Annotated in this window: 18 protein-coding genes; 3 read left to right on the top strand and 15 right to left on the bottom strand. The window is 66.8% G+C overall.

What is annotated here, in order from left to right; translation table 11 throughout:
* Position 1 precedes the first annotated feature (1 nt).
* From soxY to CDN36_RS15105, 11 genes are all read right to left on the bottom strand, one after another.
* Entirely contained in the window at positions 2–469 is a 468-nt protein-coding gene (gene soxY / locus CDN36_RS15155; protein ID WP_150555572.1) for a thiosulfate oxidation carrier protein SoxY, read from the bottom strand.
* 123 nt (positions 470–592) lie between these two features.
* Positions 593–922 (bottom strand): c-type cytochrome, encoded by a 330-nt coding sequence (locus tag CDN36_RS15150; RefSeq protein ID WP_150555571.1) that lies wholly within the window; start codon positions 920–922, stop codon positions 593–595.
* Between the two features lie 82 nt (positions 923–1004).
* Positions 1005–2204, bottom strand: coding sequence for a c-type cytochrome (locus CDN36_RS15145; RefSeq protein ID WP_287497149.1), 1200 nt, complete (start codon positions 2202–2204; stop codon positions 1005–1007).
* A complete protein-coding gene (gene soxC, locus CDN36_RS15140) occupies positions 2188–3552 on the bottom strand; it encodes a sulfite dehydrogenase (protein ID WP_287497148.1) in 1365 nt (454 codons plus the stop codon). Before soxC ends, CDN36_RS15145 begins: the two co-directional genes overlap by 17 nt.
* A 192-nt stretch (positions 3553–3744) precedes the next feature.
* Positions 3745–4092: an ArsR/SmtB family transcription factor gene (locus CDN36_RS15135; protein ID WP_150555568.1), complete on the bottom strand. Its 348-nt coding sequence runs from the start codon at positions 4090–4092 to the stop codon at positions 3745–3747.
* 501 nt (positions 4093–4593) lie between these two features.
* The gene (locus CDN36_RS15130; protein ID WP_502920371.1) at positions 4594–6381 is read right to left on the bottom strand and encodes a ShlB/FhaC/HecB family hemolysin secretion/activation protein; all 1788 of its coding nucleotides are present in this window, start codon (positions 6379–6381) and stop codon (positions 4594–4596) included.
* 200 nt (positions 6382–6581) lie between these two features.
* Entirely contained in the window at positions 6582–7901 is a 1320-nt protein-coding gene (locus CDN36_RS15125; RefSeq protein WP_287497146.1) for an FCSD flavin-binding domain-containing protein, read from the bottom strand.
* A 10-nt stretch (positions 7902–7911) separates the two neighbouring features.
* Positions 7912–8427: a c-type cytochrome gene (locus tag CDN36_RS15120; protein ID WP_287497145.1), complete on the bottom strand. Its 516-nt coding sequence runs from the start codon at positions 8425–8427 to the stop codon at positions 7912–7914.
* Positions 8428–8482: 55 nt separating this feature from the next.
* The gene (locus tag CDN36_RS15115; protein WP_150555565.1) at positions 8483–9262 is read right to left on the bottom strand and encodes a BON domain-containing protein; all 780 of its coding nucleotides are present in this window, start codon (positions 9260–9262) and stop codon (positions 8483–8485) included.
* Positions 9263–9380: 118 nt separating this feature from the next.
* Positions 9381–9968, bottom strand: a complete 588-nt coding sequence (locus CDN36_RS15110) for a phosphoheptose isomerase (RefSeq protein WP_150555564.1) — start codon at positions 9966–9968, stop codon at positions 9381–9383.
* Between the two features lie 132 nt (positions 9969–10100).
* Complete coding sequence (locus tag CDN36_RS15105) at positions 10101–10484, bottom strand: YraN family protein (RefSeq protein ID WP_370750090.1); 384 nt, start codon at positions 10482–10484, stop codon at positions 10101–10103.
* A gap of 66 nt (positions 10485–10550) precedes the next feature.
* Here CDN36_RS15105 and rsmI point away from each other — a divergent pair, with 66 nt between their 5' ends.
* Entirely contained in the window at positions 10551–11435 is an 885-nt protein-coding gene (gene rsmI, locus CDN36_RS15100; protein WP_287497144.1) for a 16S rRNA (cytidine(1402)-2'-O)-methyltransferase, read from the top strand.
* Positions 11436–11595: 160 nt separating this feature from the next.
* On the opposite strand, the gene CDN36_RS15095 is transcribed toward rsmI, so the two are convergent.
* From CDN36_RS15095 to CDN36_RS15080, 4 genes are all read right to left on the bottom strand, one after another.
* On the bottom strand, positions 11596–12390 hold the full coding sequence (locus tag CDN36_RS15095) for an ABC transporter ATP-binding protein (RefSeq protein WP_150555561.1): 795 nt from the start codon (positions 12388–12390) through the stop codon (positions 11596–11598).
* 2 nt (positions 12391–12392) lie between these two features.
* Positions 12393–13301, bottom strand: coding sequence for an ABC transporter permease (locus CDN36_RS15090; RefSeq protein WP_150555560.1), 909 nt, complete (start codon positions 13299–13301; stop codon positions 12393–12395).
* A 231-nt stretch (positions 13302–13532) separates the two neighbouring features.
* Positions 13533–14519: an ABC transporter substrate-binding protein gene (locus tag CDN36_RS15085; RefSeq protein ID WP_150555559.1), complete on the bottom strand. Its 987-nt coding sequence runs from the start codon at positions 14517–14519 to the stop codon at positions 13533–13535.
* Between the two features lie 369 nt (positions 14520–14888).
* Positions 14889–15590, bottom strand: a complete 702-nt coding sequence (locus CDN36_RS15080) for a septal ring lytic transglycosylase RlpA family protein (protein ID WP_150555558.1) — start codon at positions 15588–15590, stop codon at positions 14889–14891.
* A 371-nt stretch (positions 15591–15961) separates the two neighbouring features.
* On the opposite strand from CDN36_RS15080, the gene CDN36_RS15075 reads away from it, so the two are divergent.
* Both CDN36_RS15075 and CDN36_RS15070 read left to right on the top strand, forming a co-directional pair.
* Positions 15962–16618 carry an MBL fold metallo-hydrolase gene (locus CDN36_RS15075; protein ID WP_287497143.1) on the top strand — a complete coding sequence of 219 codons (657 nt, stop codon included), beginning with the start codon at positions 15962–15964 and terminating at the stop codon, positions 16616–16618.
* Positions 16615–17364 (top strand): 3'-5' exonuclease family protein, encoded by a 750-nt coding sequence (locus CDN36_RS15070; RefSeq protein ID WP_502920370.1) that lies wholly within the window; start codon positions 16615–16617, stop codon positions 17362–17364. Before CDN36_RS15075 ends, CDN36_RS15070 begins: the two co-directional genes overlap by 4 nt.
* Positions 17365–17435 lie beyond the last annotated feature (71 nt).

The raw sequence follows: 17435 nt of genomic DNA, 5'->3' as shown, positions 1-17435 counted from the left end.
CTCAACCGCCGCAGCCGCCCAGCGTGACCTTGATTTCCTTTTCGGCCACGAGGAATTTGTTGTCCGCCTTGACGAGCGCGTAGACCTTCGAGGTCTGGCCCATCTTCACGCGCGTGGTCACCGACGGCTCCGTGCCGTCGGGAATGTCGAACGACGCGGCGAGCGTGTTCGGATTCTTCTCGATCAGGATCGCGATCGATTGCGTATTCGGCGCCTTGCTGGTCACCGCCACCGGCACGACCGCACCGTTTTCGGCAATGTCGGGCGCGTTCAGCACGACCAGGTCGCTCGGGCTCGCGCTCGTGCCGCCGAGCGCCTTGACCGTGTCGGCCACGCTCTTGGTGGCAAACGCCGCCTTGTTCCACTCCACCTGTGCCGCGCGTGCCTCTTCGGGCTTGATCAGCCCGGCGGCCACCGCCAGCCCCATTACCGCGGAAAACCGCAGCATGTCGCGTCGCTGTTGGTTCATCTCTGTGTGTTTCCTTCTCTGAGGGCCGCCGGCGCGATATTCGTATGCCGCACCGGCCGCCGTTCGCTCGCCCGGCCGTGCCGCATTGCCGCGCGGCCGACCGGCGAGCCCCCTGCCCCGGGCTTACTTCGCCGGGGCGCCGGCCAGAACCCAGTCCACCAGGATCTTGGCGTCGGCATCCGACATGTTCGGGTGCGCCGGCATCGGGATCGGACCCCACACGCCCGAGCCGCCGCCCTTCACTTTCTTCACCAGCTTGGCCACGGCATCCTTGTCGCCCTTGTACTTGGCGGCGACATCCTGATAGGACGGGCCCACGAGCTTCTTGTCGACCGCATGGCAACCCATACAGGCGTTGGCGGCGGCGAGCTTGGTCGCTGCTGCAACATCGACACCGGCATGGGCCAGCGAGGCGCCGGCCAGCATGGCCGCAGCGATCAGAATCTTCTTCATCGTATCTCCTTCGATTTGGGTAGGGGATGGCGTCCTGCGGCGACCTGTGTGGTTTGGCCCGGCCGTCGGACGCCCTGCCCGCTCAATGTGCACCACGGAGAATCCAGTCGACCATCGTGTGGACGTCGGCTTCGGCGACCTGCGACTGCGGCGGCATCGGCATGCTGCCCCAGTTGCCGGCGCCGCCGGCACGTATCTTCGCCACCAGTTTTTCAGTCGCATCCGACTGCCCATGATACTTGGCGGCGACCTCCGAGAAGGCGGGCCCGATCTTCTTGTCGGTCACGCCGTGACAGGCCAGACAACCGTTCTTGTCCGCAAGCGTTGCTGCCGATGACGTCGCAGCGGCGGTTTGGGCCGGCGCGTCCGGACTCGCCATGCCGAGCGTGGCGAGAGCCGCCGTCTTGCGCACCGACGCATTTTGCGCGGCAGTGCCCGACAGCGGAGGCAGCTTCGTATCGACACCGCGCACCGGTCCGATGACACGGTTTTGCGCGGCCAGATCTCCATGCGCGTCGCGGGCGTACGCAGGGAGTGCGGACGTCACGATACCAGCCTCGGGACAATCCTGCATACACGCCTTGTTATGAGTATCCGGTTTGTCGCCCACGCGCCACATGCCGTGCGCGCGCGTCATGCCGTTGCGATTCGGCATGCGTTTCTGGACGTCGGCAATGTTCTTGTCCGAGAGCACGAAGTCCGACGGCACGATTTCGCCGAGGTTGAGAATGTAGGCCGTCACCGCGTACACCTCGTCGGGTGTGAGCGAGCGCGGCGCATTCCACGGCATGGCGCGGCGGATGTAATCCCAGAGCGTCGAGACGGTGTCGACCTTCATGAGCGTGGTGCGCACCGGCTGATTGTTCGCGCGCAGCGACGCCACGTGCCCCGTCTTGATGTCCTCGGGGGTGGTGCCGCCCACGAGCGGATTGAAGACCTCGTTGCTCTCGCCGAACGTGCCATGACACGACGCGCAGCGCGCGTCGAAGAGCTTCTGACCGTCGGCCACCGAACCCTGCCCTTTCGGCAGGCCCTTGAAGTCGGGGCGCACGTCGATGTCCCACGCGCTCAGCTCGGCCGGCGTGGCGTGGCGTCCGATGCCTGACGGCGCCTTGATGGCCGGCGGCGTCCCGGCAGGCGCCGCCGCGGCGGCCCTGGACGTCCACGCGGCAAGCGTCAGCCCGACCACCACCAGCGCACTCGCCCACAGCGCGCCCAGCAGGAACAGGCCGACATGGCGGCTCACGGCGTGCAGCGACTCGCGTTCAATCGACGTGGACATTGGTCACCTCCCCGCTCGTTGCCACTTGCCACGTCTGGATCGCGTTGTTGTGATAGATCGATTTGGTGCCGCGCACCTCGCGCAGTTGGCGATAGCGCGGCTGTACGAAGCCGGTTTCGTCCACCGCGCGGCTTTGCAGCAGCGCCGGCGAACCGTCCCAATGCCAGTCGAAGTTGAAACGCGTGAGGCATTTGGGCAGCACGGGCGACTCCAGGCGCGCCTGCCGCCACGACTTGCCGCCGTCGGTCGACACGTCCACGCGCTTGATGCGCCCTCGCCCCGACCAGGCCAGCCCCGTCACGTTGAAATAGCCGCGATCGAGCAGCGCCTGGCCGCCCGAGGGCGACGTGATCACCGATTTGCACTCCTGGATCGAGGTGTATTGACGATGCTGGCCGTCGGGCATCAGATCGACGTAGTGACTCGTTTCGTCCTTGGTGTTCCACGGGGCATCGCCCACCTTGATGCGACGCAGCCACTTCACCCACGAAACGCCCTGCACGCCGGGCACGACGAGCCGCAGCGGATAGCCGTTCTCGGGGCGCAGCATTTCGCCGTTCATGCCCCAGGCGACCAGCACGTCCGAGAGCGCCGCCTCCATCGAGATCGTGCGCGTCATGCCCGAGCCGTCGCCGCCTTCGGCGAGCACGAACTGGCCGCGCCGGGTGTCGGCGCCCACGTCGTCGAGCAATACCGACAGCGGCACGCCGGTGAATTCGCAGCACGAGAGCATGCCGTGCGTGTACTGCACGGTCGGCACGGCGGCGTTCCCCCATTCCATGCCGGTATTCGCGCCGCATTCGATGAAATGCATGCGCGAGACGGACGGCAGACGCATGATGTCGTCCATCGTGTAGACCTTGGCCTCGCGCACGAGCCCATGCACCATCAGGCGATGCTGTGTCGGGTCGATTTCTTGCCAGCCCTGATGGTGGCGCTCGAAGTGCAGGCCGCTGGGCGTGATGATGCCGAACAGGCCCTGCAGCGGGGTGAACGCCACGGAGGCCTGTGCCGTCTGGGTGAGGCCCGGCGACTGCCGGCGCTGCAGGTTCGACTCGAACCGGGACGGCACGCCGTAAGCACGCGCGGCGACCGGCTGGCCCAGCGAGGTGGCCCAGGCGCGCGGCTCGAGAATCATGGGGTCGCCTGCGCCGGCCGTCTTCGGGGCGTCGGCGGCAAAGGCCGCGCCGCCTGCGAGCGCGGCGCCCGCCGCCAGGAAGCTGCGCTGCAGAAAACCGCGCCGCGTGGGGTTCAGCCCCTCGCGTGCGATATCGGCGGCGAGTGCGCCGTCGATGAAATTCTCCGGTGCTCGGCGCAAACGGCCGGCCCGCGATGGTTTGTCGCTCACCCTGTCTCCTCGCGTTTTGTGGCACCCGTCGGCGTCCGCGAGGACACTGACGGGCTTAAGGCACTTGCGCGCAGTCTCGTTGCCGCGCTGTCCTGCGGGTCTTGCGGTATTGCGGCGTCACTGGAGCGCCACATCGGGTGCGCAACGCCAAAGCGACGCGCCCCCGGCTTTCCCATCGGCCTGCGGCGTGTGTCAGCGCCCTCGCGGCATGAAGCCGTCGACGGCCTGCTCCGGCAGAGCCTCCTCCTCGATTCGGCCGGCGACCTGCACGCATACGGCGCGGCAGATCTCGACCACCCCGGTGTCCGCGATCGCGTAATACACCTGATTGCCCTCGCGACGGCGCGCCAGCACCCCCGCCTGGTACATCGCGCCGAGATGCCGCGATACGTTCGTCTGCGACGACCCCACCTCCGTCACCACCTCGTTCACGGAACGCTCGCCCCCGCACAGCGCGTGCAGAATTCGCAACCGCGTCGGCTCGGAGAGCAGGCTGAAGTAGTGCGATACCTTTTCGAATACGCGATCGAGTTCTTCCATGACGGTCTTTCTTTGGGTTCGTGTGAAGGCACAGGAAATTTCGTATATGCCTACATACGCATATACGGATAATCAAAATAACGGGCGACGGACGCAAGCTGCACTGCAACATATCGGAGGCCGACGTATCGGACATATCGCGCGCGAAAGCCGGGTCGCTCTTGCCGTTTCCATGTATACGACGAGATATAGCGGCCTTTTTCTCGGGCTTTAGCGGGCCGTTCGGCGCGACGCGCCTTGATGGGGCAGCCGAGCGGTGTAAGCAATGCGGATGGCGCGGCATCAGGGAAAAACCTGATAAGAAAAATGGGTGGGGAACGTCGCAACAGCGGTGATCCGTATTGCTGGCATCGTCGAACGAGGGCAAGGACAGCGCGACACTCACCCGTGCGACGGCAGCCGAAAACGACAAAGGCGGACGCCGTGGCGGCGCCCGCCCTTGCTCCTCATCCACGTCGTCATCCTCGTCATCATCCACGTCGTCGCTGTCGCCGCCGCGCATCACTCGAACTGATAGGACCAGTTGGCGTTAAAGCGCAGCGGCCGCCGCGGCGCGTTGGTCGGCGCGTCGGCCATCGGCTTGGCGAGCGACAGATCGAGCGAATAGTACTTGCTGTCGGAGATGCGCACCCCCAGCCCGAGCGACGCGAGCTGGTTGTGGAACAACTGCCCGTAGTTCATGTAGACCTTGGCGGTATCGAACAACAGATAGGGCTGTACCGTCTTGAGATAGCGGAAGTCCGTGCGGAACATGCGATTGACCTCGATGGACGCCCCCCAACCCTTGTCGCCGGCAATCTCCCCGGCGGGATAGCCGAGGCCGTAGCGCTGGCCGCCGAACGTGGCCTGCTCCGAGGTCGGCAGCGTGTTGCTGCTGTACTGCGCGCCGGCCGAGACGACGACGCCGAAGTCCCACGGCAGCACCACGCCCTGCTTCGCGTCGAGAGTGAAGCGCCAGAAAGCGAGATCGTACGGGCCGAGTATCTGCACCACGCCGGCCGGCTGCGTGGTGTACGACTGGCTCGCGCCCATCCCGTTGAAGCCTTTGAAGACGCCCAGCGTGGCGCTGCGCGTCTGCTTCTCGGTCACTTCGTTGTAGGCGAGCTGCGCCTGCGCGGCGCGCACGTTGGTCTGCGAATTGATGAAATTCGGGCTATCCGGCACTTCATAGCGATCGCGGGAATTCACCCCGTACATGCCGCCGCTGATCGTCAGGCTGCGCTGGTTGTTGAGCAGCAGCGGGTACGACACGCCCACCGCCAGACGCTTGGTGTCGAGGTGGCGCGTGAGGCCCGGGAGGCCCTGGTCGTCAGGCTGGCCGCGATAGTGCGACGCATCCACGCGCGCCTGCAGGCCGTTCGAGCCCAGCGGCTGGATGTAGGACGCCGCGTAGAATTCCTCGTCGTTGTGCCCCTTGGGCGCGATGGCCGTGAGCTGGATCTGTTCGCCCAGCGGGGTGAGCGCGTTGCTCGTCACGGTAAACACGCCGCGAATGCCAGGGTTGTTGTATGAGAGCGAGGTGCCGAGCGCCACCGGCTGTCGCGAGACGTCGAGCGACAACTCGGTCGCGCCATCGGTCTGCGTGGGCGGTTGCACGTCCGCCTTGATCTTCATGCCCGGCACGAGCGTGAGCAGGTTCAGGTAGCGCTCGAACGTGGCCCGCCTGAGCGGGCGTTCGGCCTCGATGTGCGCCGCGATGTCGCGCAGGCGCTGCTCCGACGGGCCGGGCGTGCCGGAGATCTTCGTGCCGGAGATGTAACCCTCGACGACGGTCACGCGCACGAAGCCGCCGGCAAAGTCTTGCGCGGGCACGAAGGCGAACGACAGCAGGTAACCGGCGTCCTGGTACATCTTCGTGACCTGGTTGGCCGTCTCGACGAGATCGCCGATGGTCACTTCCTTGCCCGCCATGGGCGCGAACAGCGCCGCGATTTGATCGAACGGCAGCGATTTCACGCCTTCGATCCCGAAACGCTGCGGCGTGATCTTACGCGCGAGCAGTGCCTTGAGGGCGTCTTCCTGGGTCGGCGGCTGAATGCGGATGGTCGCGGCCGGGGCCTTGGGTGCCTCGATCTTGGGAAGACTCTGCATCGGGTCGCCGCGCACCGGACTGGCGTCGGCGCGCGCCTGCTGCGCGCCGAGCAGGCCGATGACCGCCGTCGCGGCGGCCACGAACCGAACGGCGCGACGGTGTCGGCGCAACCCGCGATGAAACGCACGATGTGATTCGATGGTGTCCGCACGCGCAACGCGCGACGCGAGACGGGACTCTCCCTGGCGATGCGCCATCCCTATGCCCCCCAACGATTATTTTTTCGTTGGGGCAGTGTAACCGAGAGGTCCGAGCCCCCGTCAACGAGGCAGGCTGCCGCAAATGCGGCACTCACACAACATTGCCGGAGTCGCTCGTGGCCACACGCACATTGCGGCACTTAGAGAAAGTCCTCCAAACGCACTTGCCGCGACCGGGAATGCCGTCGAAATCCGCGTCAGGCCAGCATGTCGGCCCAGATGCCCTGCGCCCATGCGAGTCCCAGCGCGAATTCCTCGCGCGTGGCCCGCGGCGACGCGCCGCCGGTGCCCTGGACCGGCATCATGGTGCGCTGCGAGGCGTCGTATCGGTGCACGCTCGCGACGTGCATGGCCTCGGTCCCCGAGACGAACGTGTAGCAGGTGTTGCTGTAGAGCGGTTCGGGGTTAACCGGGCGGCCGGCCAGCATCGCGACGATCGCCGCCGCGCACACCTTGCCGTGCTGGTTCGCCATGTGGCCGGACTTGGGCATCTGGGGCGCGATCTGGACGGCATCGCCCAGAACGTGGATATCGGGTTGCACTGTCGAGGCGAAGGTCAGAAAGTCCACGTCGCACCAGCGGCCGTTGGCCGTCGCCAGGCCACTCGACGTGGCGATCTCGCCCGCACGCATCGGCGGGATCACGTTCAGCACGTCCGCGCGGATCTCCTCGCCAAGCTCGAAACGCGCGAGCTGCCTGGCGCCATCGAGCGCAACCTCGGTGCAGTTGAATTGTGGGTGATACTCGAGCATGCCGCCGAATTGCGTGCGCCAGACGTCGTGGAACTGCTCGGCTTCGGCCAGCACCTCGTCGTTGGCGTCGAACACGAGCACCTTGGCACGCGGCTTGTGCTGCTTGAGCCAGGCCGCCGCCTGGCACGCGCGCTCATACGGTGCAGGCGGGCACCGGAACGGCGCTTCGGGAATCGTGATGGCAAACACCCCGCCGTCGGGCATCGCGCGAAGCCGGGCGTGCAGCATGGCGCTCTCGCGCGCGTCGGTCCACCCGACCGGCAGAGCCTCGGCGGTGGCGGGCTCCGATAGTCCGCCGATCGCCTCGCGGCGCAGCGCCACGCCCGGCGACACGATCAGCTTGTCGTATGGCAGGCGGCTGCCGTCGGCCAATTGCACCTGTTTGCGCCCGGCGTCGATGCGGCTCACGCGCGTGCGCCGCCAGGCCACGCCGTGGCGTGCGACGAGTGCGTCGTAGGGCACCGTGAGATCGGTCACGCGCAAGTTGCCGCCGACGACCAGATTCGACAACGGGGCGGAGACGAAAGCGGCGTTCGGCTCGATCAGCGTGACCTCGACCGTATTGCCGGAGAGCGTCCGCAGTGCTTTGGCCGCCGTCGCCCCGCCAAAGCCGCCGCCGACCACGACCACGCGAGCGCGCGCCTTCACTGGCGTGGGCCAGAGCGGCGCGAGGCGCGTTTGTGCGCTCGCGGTGCATGGCGCGCCCGCCATGCCTGCCAGCGCGGCCATCGTCCCCAGGTGCAAAAGGAAATCGCGACGTTGCATGCGGGCGTGCCTATCGTGATGTGCGCGAAGCCGCACGCGGCCCTGGCCGGGCGGGCCGCCCCGGGAGTCGGGGCTGTGCGGCGAAGTACTCGGCGATGCGCCGCAGTTCGTCGTCGCGGTAGCCCCGAAGAAGTTGCGGCATGAGCGTGGCGGGCTGCCGGCCGTCGCGCATGGCCTGCAGCGCGGCAACGAGTTCGGCGGCCGGGCGGCCCTCGAGCGTCGGTAGTGTGGGGAGCGTTGCGTTGCCGGCGCTCACCGGCGCCGACGCGTGATGGCAGCTCATGCAGGCAAGCGCCCAGTCGCGGGCTTGCCAGTCGGGCGACGGGGCGCGTGCCGTGGATGGTTGCGCGACCGGTTGCGCTGGCGATGGCGCCGGCGATGGTGCCGCCGCGGGCGCGCCTTCGGCGAAAGCGGCATGGCCCGCCGACGCTACGAGCATCGCGGCGCCCAGAACGAGAGCCGCCGGCGTCGCCCACCCTTGGCGGGCGCGATACCGGCGGTTCGGCATGGGAGGAATGGCGCGCATTCGCAACGCGTGTGTGAGCACTTGGGGACGCGTCGGCACGCGCCGCCGGCGCGCGTCAATTACCCGTCTTGTTCGACGGCCCGGGCTTGACTGGTCCCTCGGTGATCGGTGCGGGCGTCGACAGCGGCTTGGCCGTGACGGTGTCGTTGCCGATCGGGGTGGTCGTGACGGTCGCCGCGTTCGCGTCGTCAGGCTGCGCCGGGGCGGGGTTCTTCGCGGCTTCGGTCGACAGACGCTGCGCCTCTTCCGGCTTCACGTACTCATAGAGCTTGACGACTTTTTCCACGCCGCCGACGCGGCTGGCGACGTTTGCGGCAATGCGGCCTTCCTCTTCCGAGACGAGGCCCATCAGATAGACGTCGCCGCGTTCGGTGACGACCTTGAACACGTTGGCCGAAATCTCCTTCGTGTTGATCAGGTTCGCCTTGACCTTGCTGGTGATCCACGCGTCGTTCGAGCGCGCGCCGAAGGAGCTTGCCGGCCCGATGGCCAGCTCATCGACGATGCCACGCACATTGCTGATCTGCCTGACGATCTCGACGGCGCGCTGCTTGCTGGCCTCGTCCGGCACTTCGCCGGTGAGCAGCACGCGGCGGTTGAAGACCGTGACGTTGACGTGCGCCGCTTCAGGCAGCGTGTTGGCGATATTCGCTTCCGCCTTGATCTGGATTTCGCGATCTTCCGTCTGGGCGCCGACGGAGCGGCGATCGGTGGCCACGAGCGCGCCGGTGGCCGCGCCGCCGAGGATGATGGGGGCGCAACCGGCCAGGGTCGCGGCAATCAACGCTGCCGCTACGAGCGGCTTAACAACGCCTTGCGCGCGTTGGAAACTCATCGGTCATTCTCCTTGTTGGATGATCGAACGGGGCGGCCCCCGCCGCGCCCGGCCGGCACCGTCCGCCCCCGCGACCCGGTGCCCGTCATGATCTTGACGCCTCAGGATGACAATAGGTTCACGCGTCGCCGAAAAGCATCGCGTCGACCAGGTCGCAGAGGCAGTGAATCGTCAGCAGATGCACTTCCTGAATCCGCGCGGTGCGATCGGCCGGCACGCAGATGTGCACGTCCAGCTCGCCCAGCGCGTCGTTGACCTTGCCACCGCCCTTGCCCGTGAGGGCGATCACGTGCATTTCGCGCTCGTGCGCGGCTTCGATGGCGGCGAGCACGTTGGCCGAGTTGCCCGACGTGGTGATGGCCAGCAGGATGTCGCCCGGCTGGCCGAGCGCGCGCACCTGCTTGGCAAAGATGGCGTCGAAGTTGTAGTCGTTGCCGACGGCCGTGAGGATCGACGAGTCCGTGGTGAGCGCGATGGCCGGCAGTTCGGGACGCTCGCGCTCGAAGCGGCCGACGAGTTCGGCGGCGAAATGCTGGCAGTCGGCAGCCGACCCGCCGTTGCCGCAGGCGAGGATCTTGTTGCCGTTGGACAGCGCGTTGAACATGACCTCGGCGGCGGCGGCAATGGGGTCCGCCAGGGCGTCGCGCGCGGCCAGTTTGGTTTCGACGCTATCCGTGAAGTGTTGCTGAATTCGTTCGATCGACATGGTCGTTTGCCAGGGTGTCGCAAAAGCAGCCGGCCTCGCGAGGGCAATGCCCGGCGTCGGCCGGCAATCCGGGGCCGTATATCATGAAACGGCACTTTCGCAAGTGTAACAGGGCCGACGGGGCGGGTTTCGTCAGAGATCGTCGGCACTGAAGGCGTTCGGCAGCCAGTGTGCGACGGGCGGGCGCCCGTCGAAGGCCACGACGTCGAAGCGGCAGCGCGCGGCCGGGCGCCGCAACAGGTAATGTCGCGCGGCCAGCGCGAGGCGCCTTCGCTTGGCGCGGGTGATGCTCTCGGCCGCGCCGCCAAAATCGCTGCGCGCCCGTGCGCGGACTTCGACGAACACGAGCACGCCCGCGCGATCGCGCATAATGAGGTCAATTTCACCGCCGCGGCACCGATAGTTGCGCGCGACGAGCTGCCAGCCGCGTCGCTCGAGCAGGGTCTGCGCGCGGCTCTCGAACGAAACTCCTAGCTGATTCGACATGGTTGTTCCAATGTTTACCGTTTCCGGCAATGCCGGTGTCGCTGCGTCCTGCGGGGTGCGTGAGGCGACGACTTCGCTTTACCGGAGGCCCCGCGCATGAGCGACCGTCTGTTGTCGCTGGCCGAGGGCCAGCATTACCCGACGGGCACGCTGTATGTCGTGGCCACACCGCTGGGCAACACCGCCGACATCACCGTGCGCGCCCTGCACATCCTGGGCATGGTGGACGCCATTGCCTGTGAAGATACGCGCAACAGCGCACAGCTGCTGCAACGCTATGGCATCGATCGTCCGTTGATCGCGGCCCACGAACACAACGAGAATGCCGCCGCGGCGCGGCTGGTGGAGCGTCTGCGAGCCGGCGAGCGCGTCGCCTATATTTCGGACGCTGGCACGCCCGGCATCTCGGATCCGGGCGCACGGCTCGTCGATGCGGTGCGCGCAGCCGGGCTCGGCGTGGTGCCGATACCGGGCGCCAGCGCGGTAATCACGTTGCTGTCGGCGGCGGGCGCGTGGGTGGAGTCGTTCACGTTCGTCGGCTTTCTGCCGCCGAAGGCGCAGCAGCGCGCACAGGCCATCGCTGCGTTGGCGGCGTCGCCGTGCGCGCAGGTGTTCTACGAAGCGCCGCACCGGATCGTCGAGACGGTCGGCGCGCTCGCGGCAGGACTGGGCGCCGGGCGCAGGCTACTGATCGGACGCGAATTGACGAAGCGCTTCGAGGACATTCACGAGTGCGCGCTCGGCGACGGCGTGGCGTGGCTCAAAGCGGATGCGAATCGCCAGCGCGGCGAGTTCGTCCTGGCGGTGTCGGGCGCGGCCGCGAACGTCGCCGAGGACGGCGTGGACGCCGAAGCGCAGCGCGTGCTCGCACTGCTCGTGGCCGAATTGCCGACGAAGAGCGCCGCCAAGCTGGCCGCCGCCATCACCGGCGCCCCTCGGAATGCGCTGTACGAGCGGGCGCTGGCGCTCAAGAACGGCTAGCGGCGCCGTCAGGGCGGCCCGGGAGAACGACATCGGATATTTCCGCGGGCATTTCCGGCATTCCCCCACACTTTCCCGCCGGCGATTGGTCTGCCAGTCCCCGTGGCACGCAAGGAAAAGCCCGCCGAAGCGGGCTTTTTTCCGTGGCGGCAACGCGCGCTCAGCTCAGCAGCAGTGCGTCGTCGTCGAGCTGTTCGCCGCGCGTGCGCTCGAACATCTGGAGCAGGTCGGGCACGTCGAGGCCCTTGCGCGCGTCGCCCGAGACGTCGAGCACGACCTTGCCCTGGTGCAGCATCACCGTGCGATCGCCGTAGTCGAGCGCCTGGCGCATGCTGTGCGTGACCATCATGGCCGTCAGCTTGCTTTGCTCGACGATGCGCGCCGTCAACTCCAGCACGAACGCCGCCGTCTTCGGATCGAGCGCCGCCGTGTGTTCGTCTAGCAAGAGAATTCGCGATGGTTGCAATGAGGCCATCAGCAAACTCACGGCCTGACGTTGGCCGCCCGAGAGCAAACCGATGCGGTCCGAAAGACGGTTTTCCAGCCCCAGGTTGAGCAGGCTCAGCTTCTCGCGAAAGCGCTCGCGCAGTTCCCTGTTCAACGCAAACCGGAAGCCGCGGCCTTCGCCGCGCTTGACGGCCAGCGCCATGTTCTCTTCGATGGTCAGCGCCTCGCATGTGCCGGCCATCGGGTCCTGGAACACGCGCGCCACCTGGCTCGCGCGCTGCCATGCCGTCTTTTTCGTGACGTCGTTGCCGTCGATCGAGATGGTGCCCGAGTCGACCGTCAGGTCGCCGCTGATGGCGTTAAGGAACGTCGACTTGCCGGCGCCATTGGATCCGATCACCGTCACGAACTGGCCCGTCGGAATATCGAGCGACATGCCGCGCAACGCGCGGTTTTCGATCGGCGTGCCCGGATTGAAAGTGATCTTGAGGTCTTTTGCGCTCAACATGATCAGGCGCCTCCGTTCTTGCGTGCGAACAGCTTGCGACGCGTTGCCGGCAGCACCAGCGCCACCGCCACGAGCAAGGCCGTCACCAGGTTGAGATCCTGCGCCTTCAGTCCGATGAAGTCGCTGTTGAGCGCCAGCGCGATGAAGAAACGATACAGCACGGCGCCGATCACCACGGCGAGCGTGGTGAGGATGAGCCGGCGTGCCGGCAGGATGGTCTCGCCGATGATCACCGCCGCCAGACCGATCACGATGGTCCCGATCCCCATCGAGATGTCCGCGCCGCCCTGCGACTGCGCGAACAGCGCGCCCGCCAGCGCCACGAGCGCGTTCGACAGCGCCATGCCCGCGAGAATCTCGCGACCGGTGTTCACGCCCTGCGCCCGCGCCATGCGGGGGTTGGCGCCCGTCGAGCGCATCGCAAGCCCCTGCTGCGACGAGAAGAAGTAATCGAGGCCCAGCTTCACGACCACGACCACCACCAGCAGCATGGCCGGACGCAGCACGTAGTCGGGCAGCCAGCTCGGGCCGTTCTCGGGCAGCAGCATCGTGAAGACGGTCGGCGACGTGATCAGCGGCACGTTCGGCGCGCCCATCACGCGCAGATTCACCGAGTAGAGCGCGATCATCATCAGGATACTGGCGAGCAGGTCCATGATCTTCAGACGCACATTGAGCCAGCCCGTGATGAAGCCGGCCACCGCGCCGGCCGCCATGGCGGCCAACGTCGCCGCGAACGGATTGGTGCCGCCGGCGATCAGCGTGGCGGCCACCGCGCCGCCAAGCGCGAAGCTGCCGTCAACGGTCAGATCGGGAAAATTGAGGATGCGAAAGGAAATCAGCACCCCGAGCGCCACGAGACTGAAGATCAGACCGATCTCCAGCGCGCCCATCATAGAAAAAAGGGACATTTTCGTAATTCCACTGCGCAAGACGGCCCTTGCCGGGTCACGGCATCAGCGCTCGCACGGCCGACGTCGGCCAATCGGGTCATAGCCGGTCGTTTTGCGACCGCGTTCGGGGGGAGCCGTCCCGCCCATTCGATAGGAAAAGAGCGGCGGGGACAGATCGTGTCCGGGCGCCGCCCTGTCGCTCGCCGGCGCCGCGGGCAGGCGGCCCGCCGCACCGGTGTCACGCACGCTTTACTGTTTGATGACCGTCTTGGCTTCCTTCACCAGGTCGTCGGACAGCGTGGCGCCCTGGCGCGCGGCCGCCGCCGTGTTCACGAACAGTTCCAGATTCGAGCTGGTCTGCGACGCGATCGAACCCGGCTTCTCGCCCTTGAGGATGCGACCCACGACCTTGCCCGTCTGGCGGCCAAGGTCGTAGTAGTTGATGCCCAGTGCCGCGATGGCGCCACGCTTCACGCTGTCGGTGTCCGAGGCGACGAGCGGGATCTTGCGGTCGTTGGCCACCTTCACCAGCGACTCGTAGGCCGACACGACGTTGTTGTCCGTGTTCGTGTAGATCACGTCGACCTTGCCGACCAGGCTGCTCGCCGCCGAACTGATGTCGACGGTGCGAGGCGCCGCAGCTTCGACCAGCGTCATGCCGGCGGCCGGCAACAGCTTCTTGAGCTCGTTGACGACCACGACCGAGTTCGCTTCGCCCGGGTTGTACACCATGCCTACGCGCTTGGCGTTCGGCACGACGCGCTTGATGAGCGCGACCTGCTTGTCCAGCGGCAGCTTGTCCGACACGCCCGTCACGTTGGTGCCCGACGGCTCCCAGCTCTTCACGAGTTGTGCGGCCACCGGATCGGTCACGCCGGAGTACACCAGCGGCACACTCTTGGTCGCGGCGGCCACGGCCTGCGCGGTCGGCGTGGCAATGCCGATGATCGCGTCGGGCTTGTCACCCACGAACTTGCGAGCAATCTGCGCCGCGGTGCCGACGTTGCCCTGCGCGCTCTGGTATTCCCACTTGAGGTTCTTGCCGACCTCATAGCCTTCTGCCTTGAGTTCGTCGCGCGCGCCGTCGCGGATGGCATCGAGCGCCGGGTGCTCCACGATCGCCAGCACCGACACCGACTTCGTGTCCTGCGCGAATGCCGCGCCGGTCGTCCCCAACAACGTAGCGGCCACCGCGCACAGCAGGGTGCGCTTGGCGTATTTACCCATCGTCGACATTAAAACTCCTCCAGGAATGCGTTTTTTTGAAAGGTGCGCCGGGCCCGGGTCTCGGCAGGCCTCAATCGGATGCACACAAAGCGTGCATCTGCGCGTGGGGCACAGTCTACCCACATCGTCTGCGGCGAACAACGGTTGCCAACGCAACCTCCTGGAAAGCCCGTCATGCGTCGCATTGCGGCCAAAGGCTGGCAGATTGATGCGAGGATCGGAAAAAAAATAGTGGATTTGGTCGCGGGCGATTTGAAGTGCGCACATTCATGCGACGCACTCCGCCGCAACGTTGGCGCGGAAAGCGAAATAATTAAGGTGATTTTTCCCGCAATGTGCGTGAATTGCACAACAAACCGGTCGTGCGCGTCCCGATTTTTAAGACGCTTCCGGCGTCGGTCGCGGCGCAATCGCATCGGCTGAGGGCGCCGACGCCTCGGTGGGCGACGACGATGCGCGCGCAGCGCCGTTGCCGCTACTGTTCCTGTTGCCGCCGTCCTCGAGGCCGAGCGCCGCGATTTCGCTGCGCGACAGGCGCCGGATCTCGACCTTGGCATGACCGGCGTTGACGAAGTCCAGCTTTTTGGCCGCGCCGTAGGACAGATCGATGATGCGCTTGCGCGTATAGGGTCCGCGATCGTTGATCTTCACCACGACCGCCTTGTTGTTGGCGACGTTGCGCACCAGCACGAAGCTCGCGAGCGGCAGTGTGGGATGTGCGGCAGTCAGTTCGTTCATGTCGAACGTCTCGCCGGTAGCGGTGCGGCGCCCGTGGAACTTCTTGCCGTACCACGAGGCGGTGCCGGTCTGGAAGAACGTGCCCGCGTCCGCCCGCAGACGGGCTTCGCCGTCGCGCTCCGGGGCGTCGGGGTCGCCGGGATTGAGCCCCCCGTTGTGGTACACCCGTCCCGGCCAGTGCAGGTCGAAGCTCGAGCCGACCGGTGCGTTGGCTTCGCGCGCACGCGTGCCTGCGCCTGTCGCCGAAGGGGCGGCAGCCGACTGGCTGGGGGGTTCGAGCGGCGTTGTGCAGGCTGTCAACGTCAGGGCGAGGGCGCAGCCGACCGCGAACCGTGTGAGCATGTCGCGTGTTCGCATAGGGCCGGAGTTTAACATGCCACCGAAGTCAACCTATCAGCGAGCGTTCACTTACTTCGTAAGTCTTGTTACCAAGCGTTACTGCCGAACATCACTGCCGGGCGTTACAGGCGCTACAAACGTGACGGGCGCCGCCGCGCCGCTCGCGCATGGCAGCGCCTTTCGCAACAGGTCTCCGGGCGCCTCGGCGCACCGTTTGCGGGCCGCTCTCGTGCCGCTCTCGTGCCGCTCTCGTGCCGCCCTCCTGCCGCTCTCGGACCAGGGCGCGACCCGGGTGGCGACCAGGGCGTCGGCACGCCGGGCGGTGCGGCGGCGGCCCGAATTACAATAGACGAAAACCGCGTCCCCAATACCTCATGAACGTCACCCTGATACCCGTCACACCTTTCCAGCAAAACTGCACCCTGCTCGTCTGCGATGCAACGCAACGCGCCGCCGTGGTCGACCCCGGCGGCGACATCGACCGGATCGTGGGCGAAATCGAGCGCCAGGGGGTGACGCTCGAAAAGATCTTCCTCACGCACGGCCACCTCGATCACTGCGGCGGCGCGGGCGCGCTGGCCGAGAAGTACGGTGTGCCGATCGAAGGTCCGCACCCGGACGACGCCTTCTGGATCGACCAGCTCCAGGCGCAGAGCGCGCGCTTCGGCTTCCCCGAACCGCAGCCATTCACGCCCGATCGCTGGCTCGGCGACGGCGACACCGTCAAGTTCGGCGACATCACCCTCGACGTGCTGCATTGCCCCGGCCACACGCCCGGCCACGTCGTTTTCTTCTCGGCCGACGAACGGCTCGCCAGCGTGGGCGACGTGCTGTTCGCCGGCTCCATCGGCCGCACGGACTTTCCGCGCGGCAATCATGCCGACCTGATCGCGTCCATCCGCGACAAGCTTTGGCCGCTGGGCGAGGACGTCACGTTCATCCCGGGGCATGGGCCCGTGTCCACGTTCGGCCAGGAACGCCAGACCAATCCTTACGTCGCCGACGCGGTGCTTGCCCGGAGCGCCGTATGAGCGAAGCGATGTCGCGCACGCCGTCGCGGATCATTCCCGTCGACGAGGAAGTTTTCGTCAGTACCGACGTCGAAGCCGACGGTCCGATCCCGGGTCCGCATTCCATGCTGAGTTTCGCGTCGGCAGCATACACGGCCGACAAGGAGTTGATCGGCACGTTCAGCGCCAACCTCGAGCTGCTGCCCGACGCCAAGGGGCATCCGCTCACGATGAAATGGTGGAAAACCGAGCCGCACGCGTGGGCCGCCTGCCGCGTCGATCCGGAAGATCCGGCCACGGCGCTCAAGGCGTATGTGAAGTGGGTGGAGAAGCTGCCGGGCAAGCCGGTGTTCGTCGCCTACCCGGCCGGCTTCGACTTCACGTTCATGTTCTGGTACATGATGCGTTTCGTTGGCCGATGCCCGTTCTCGTGGTCAGCACTCGACATCAAGACGCTGGCGTTTGCGATGACCGGCATGCCGTATCGCAAGTGCATCAAGCCGCGGCTGCCGCAAGCCTGGCTGGACCCGCTGCCTCACACCCACGTGGCGCTCGACGACGCGCTCGAGCAAGGCGCCCTCTTCTGCAACATGCTGGCCGAGCTGCGTGAGCAGCAAAAGACACTCGCCGCCCTGCCGGGCTGGCAAGGCGTGGGCCTCACCGCGAACGCCGACGCGCCCGTGTCCGGGGCGGCGGCGCAGGCCGAAGCCACCGACGCCGAATCGCCGGAGACCGGCCCCGGCAAGGACAGCGCGGCGCACGGCTGACGCGGCCCACACGCGCCCACACGCGCCCACACGCGCCCACACGCGCCGACCGGGGCGGCGGGGCGACCGGG

Origin of the sequence: Pandoraea sp. CB10b_02, assembly GCF_002216225.1 — a bacterium.
Lineage (GTDB): Bacteria > Pseudomonadota > Gammaproteobacteria > Burkholderiales > Burkholderiaceae > Pandoraea > Pandoraea nosoerga.
This window is presented reverse-complemented; position numbering and strand designations above follow the sequence as displayed.

What these genes read in the sequence shown, in the direction of transcription:
- soxY (WP_150555572.1), bottom strand. Translation starts at nt 469, where the DNA reads ATGAACCAACAGCGACGCGACATGCTGCGGTTTTCCGCGGTAATGGGG.
- CDN36_RS15090 (WP_150555560.1), bottom strand. Translation starts at nt 13,301, where the DNA reads ATGTCCCTTTTTTCTATGATGGGCGCGCTGGAGATCGGTCTGATCTTC.
- CDN36_RS15150 (WP_150555571.1), bottom strand. Translation starts at nt 922, where the DNA reads ATGAAGAAGATTCTGATCGCTGCGGCCATGCTGGCCGGCGCCTCGCTG.
- CDN36_RS15070 (WP_502920370.1), top strand. Translation starts at nt 16,615, where the DNA reads ATGAGCGAAGCGATGTCGCGCACGCCGTCGCGGATCATTCCCGTCGAC.
- rsmI (WP_287497144.1), top strand. Translation starts at nt 10,551, where the DNA reads ATGAGCGACCGTCTGTTGTCGCTGGCCGAGGGCCAGCATTACCCGACG.
- CDN36_RS15110 (WP_150555564.1), bottom strand. Translation starts at nt 9,968, where the DNA reads ATGTCGATCGAACGAATTCAGCAACACTTCACGGATAGCGTCGAAACC.
- CDN36_RS15130 (WP_502920371.1), bottom strand. Translation starts at nt 6,381, where the DNA reads ATGGCGCATCGCCAGGGAGAGTCCCGTCTCGCGTCGCGCGTTGCGCGT.
- CDN36_RS15135 (WP_150555568.1), bottom strand. Translation starts at nt 4,092, where the DNA reads ATGGAAGAACTCGATCGCGTATTCGAAAAGGTATCGCACTACTTCAGC.
- CDN36_RS15085 (WP_150555559.1), bottom strand. Translation starts at nt 14,519, where the DNA reads ATGTCGACGATGGGTAAATACGCCAAGCGCACCCTGCTGTGCGCGGTG.
- CDN36_RS15145 (WP_287497149.1), bottom strand. Translation starts at nt 2,204, where the DNA reads ATGTCCACGTCGATTGAACGCGAGTCGCTGCACGCCGTGAGCCGCCAT.
- CDN36_RS15125 (WP_287497146.1), bottom strand. Translation starts at nt 7,901, where the DNA reads ATGCAACGTCGCGATTTCCTTTTGCACCTGGGGACGATGGCCGCGCTG.
- CDN36_RS15115 (WP_150555565.1), bottom strand. Translation starts at nt 9,262, where the DNA reads ATGAGTTTCCAACGCGCGCAAGGCGTTGTTAAGCCGCTCGTAGCGGCA.
- CDN36_RS15075 (WP_287497143.1), top strand. Translation starts at nt 15,962, where the DNA reads ATGAACGTCACCCTGATACCCGTCACACCTTTCCAGCAAAACTGCACC.
- CDN36_RS15080 (WP_150555558.1), bottom strand. Translation starts at nt 15,590, where the DNA reads ATGCTCACACGGTTCGCGGTCGGCTGCGCCCTCGCCCTGACGTTGACA.
- CDN36_RS15095 (WP_150555561.1), bottom strand. Translation starts at nt 12,390, where the DNA reads ATGTTGAGCGCAAAAGACCTCAAGATCACTTTCAATCCGGGCACGCCG.
- CDN36_RS15120 (WP_287497145.1), bottom strand. Translation starts at nt 8,427, where the DNA reads ATGCGCGCCATTCCTCCCATGCCGAACCGCCGGTATCGCGCCCGCCAA.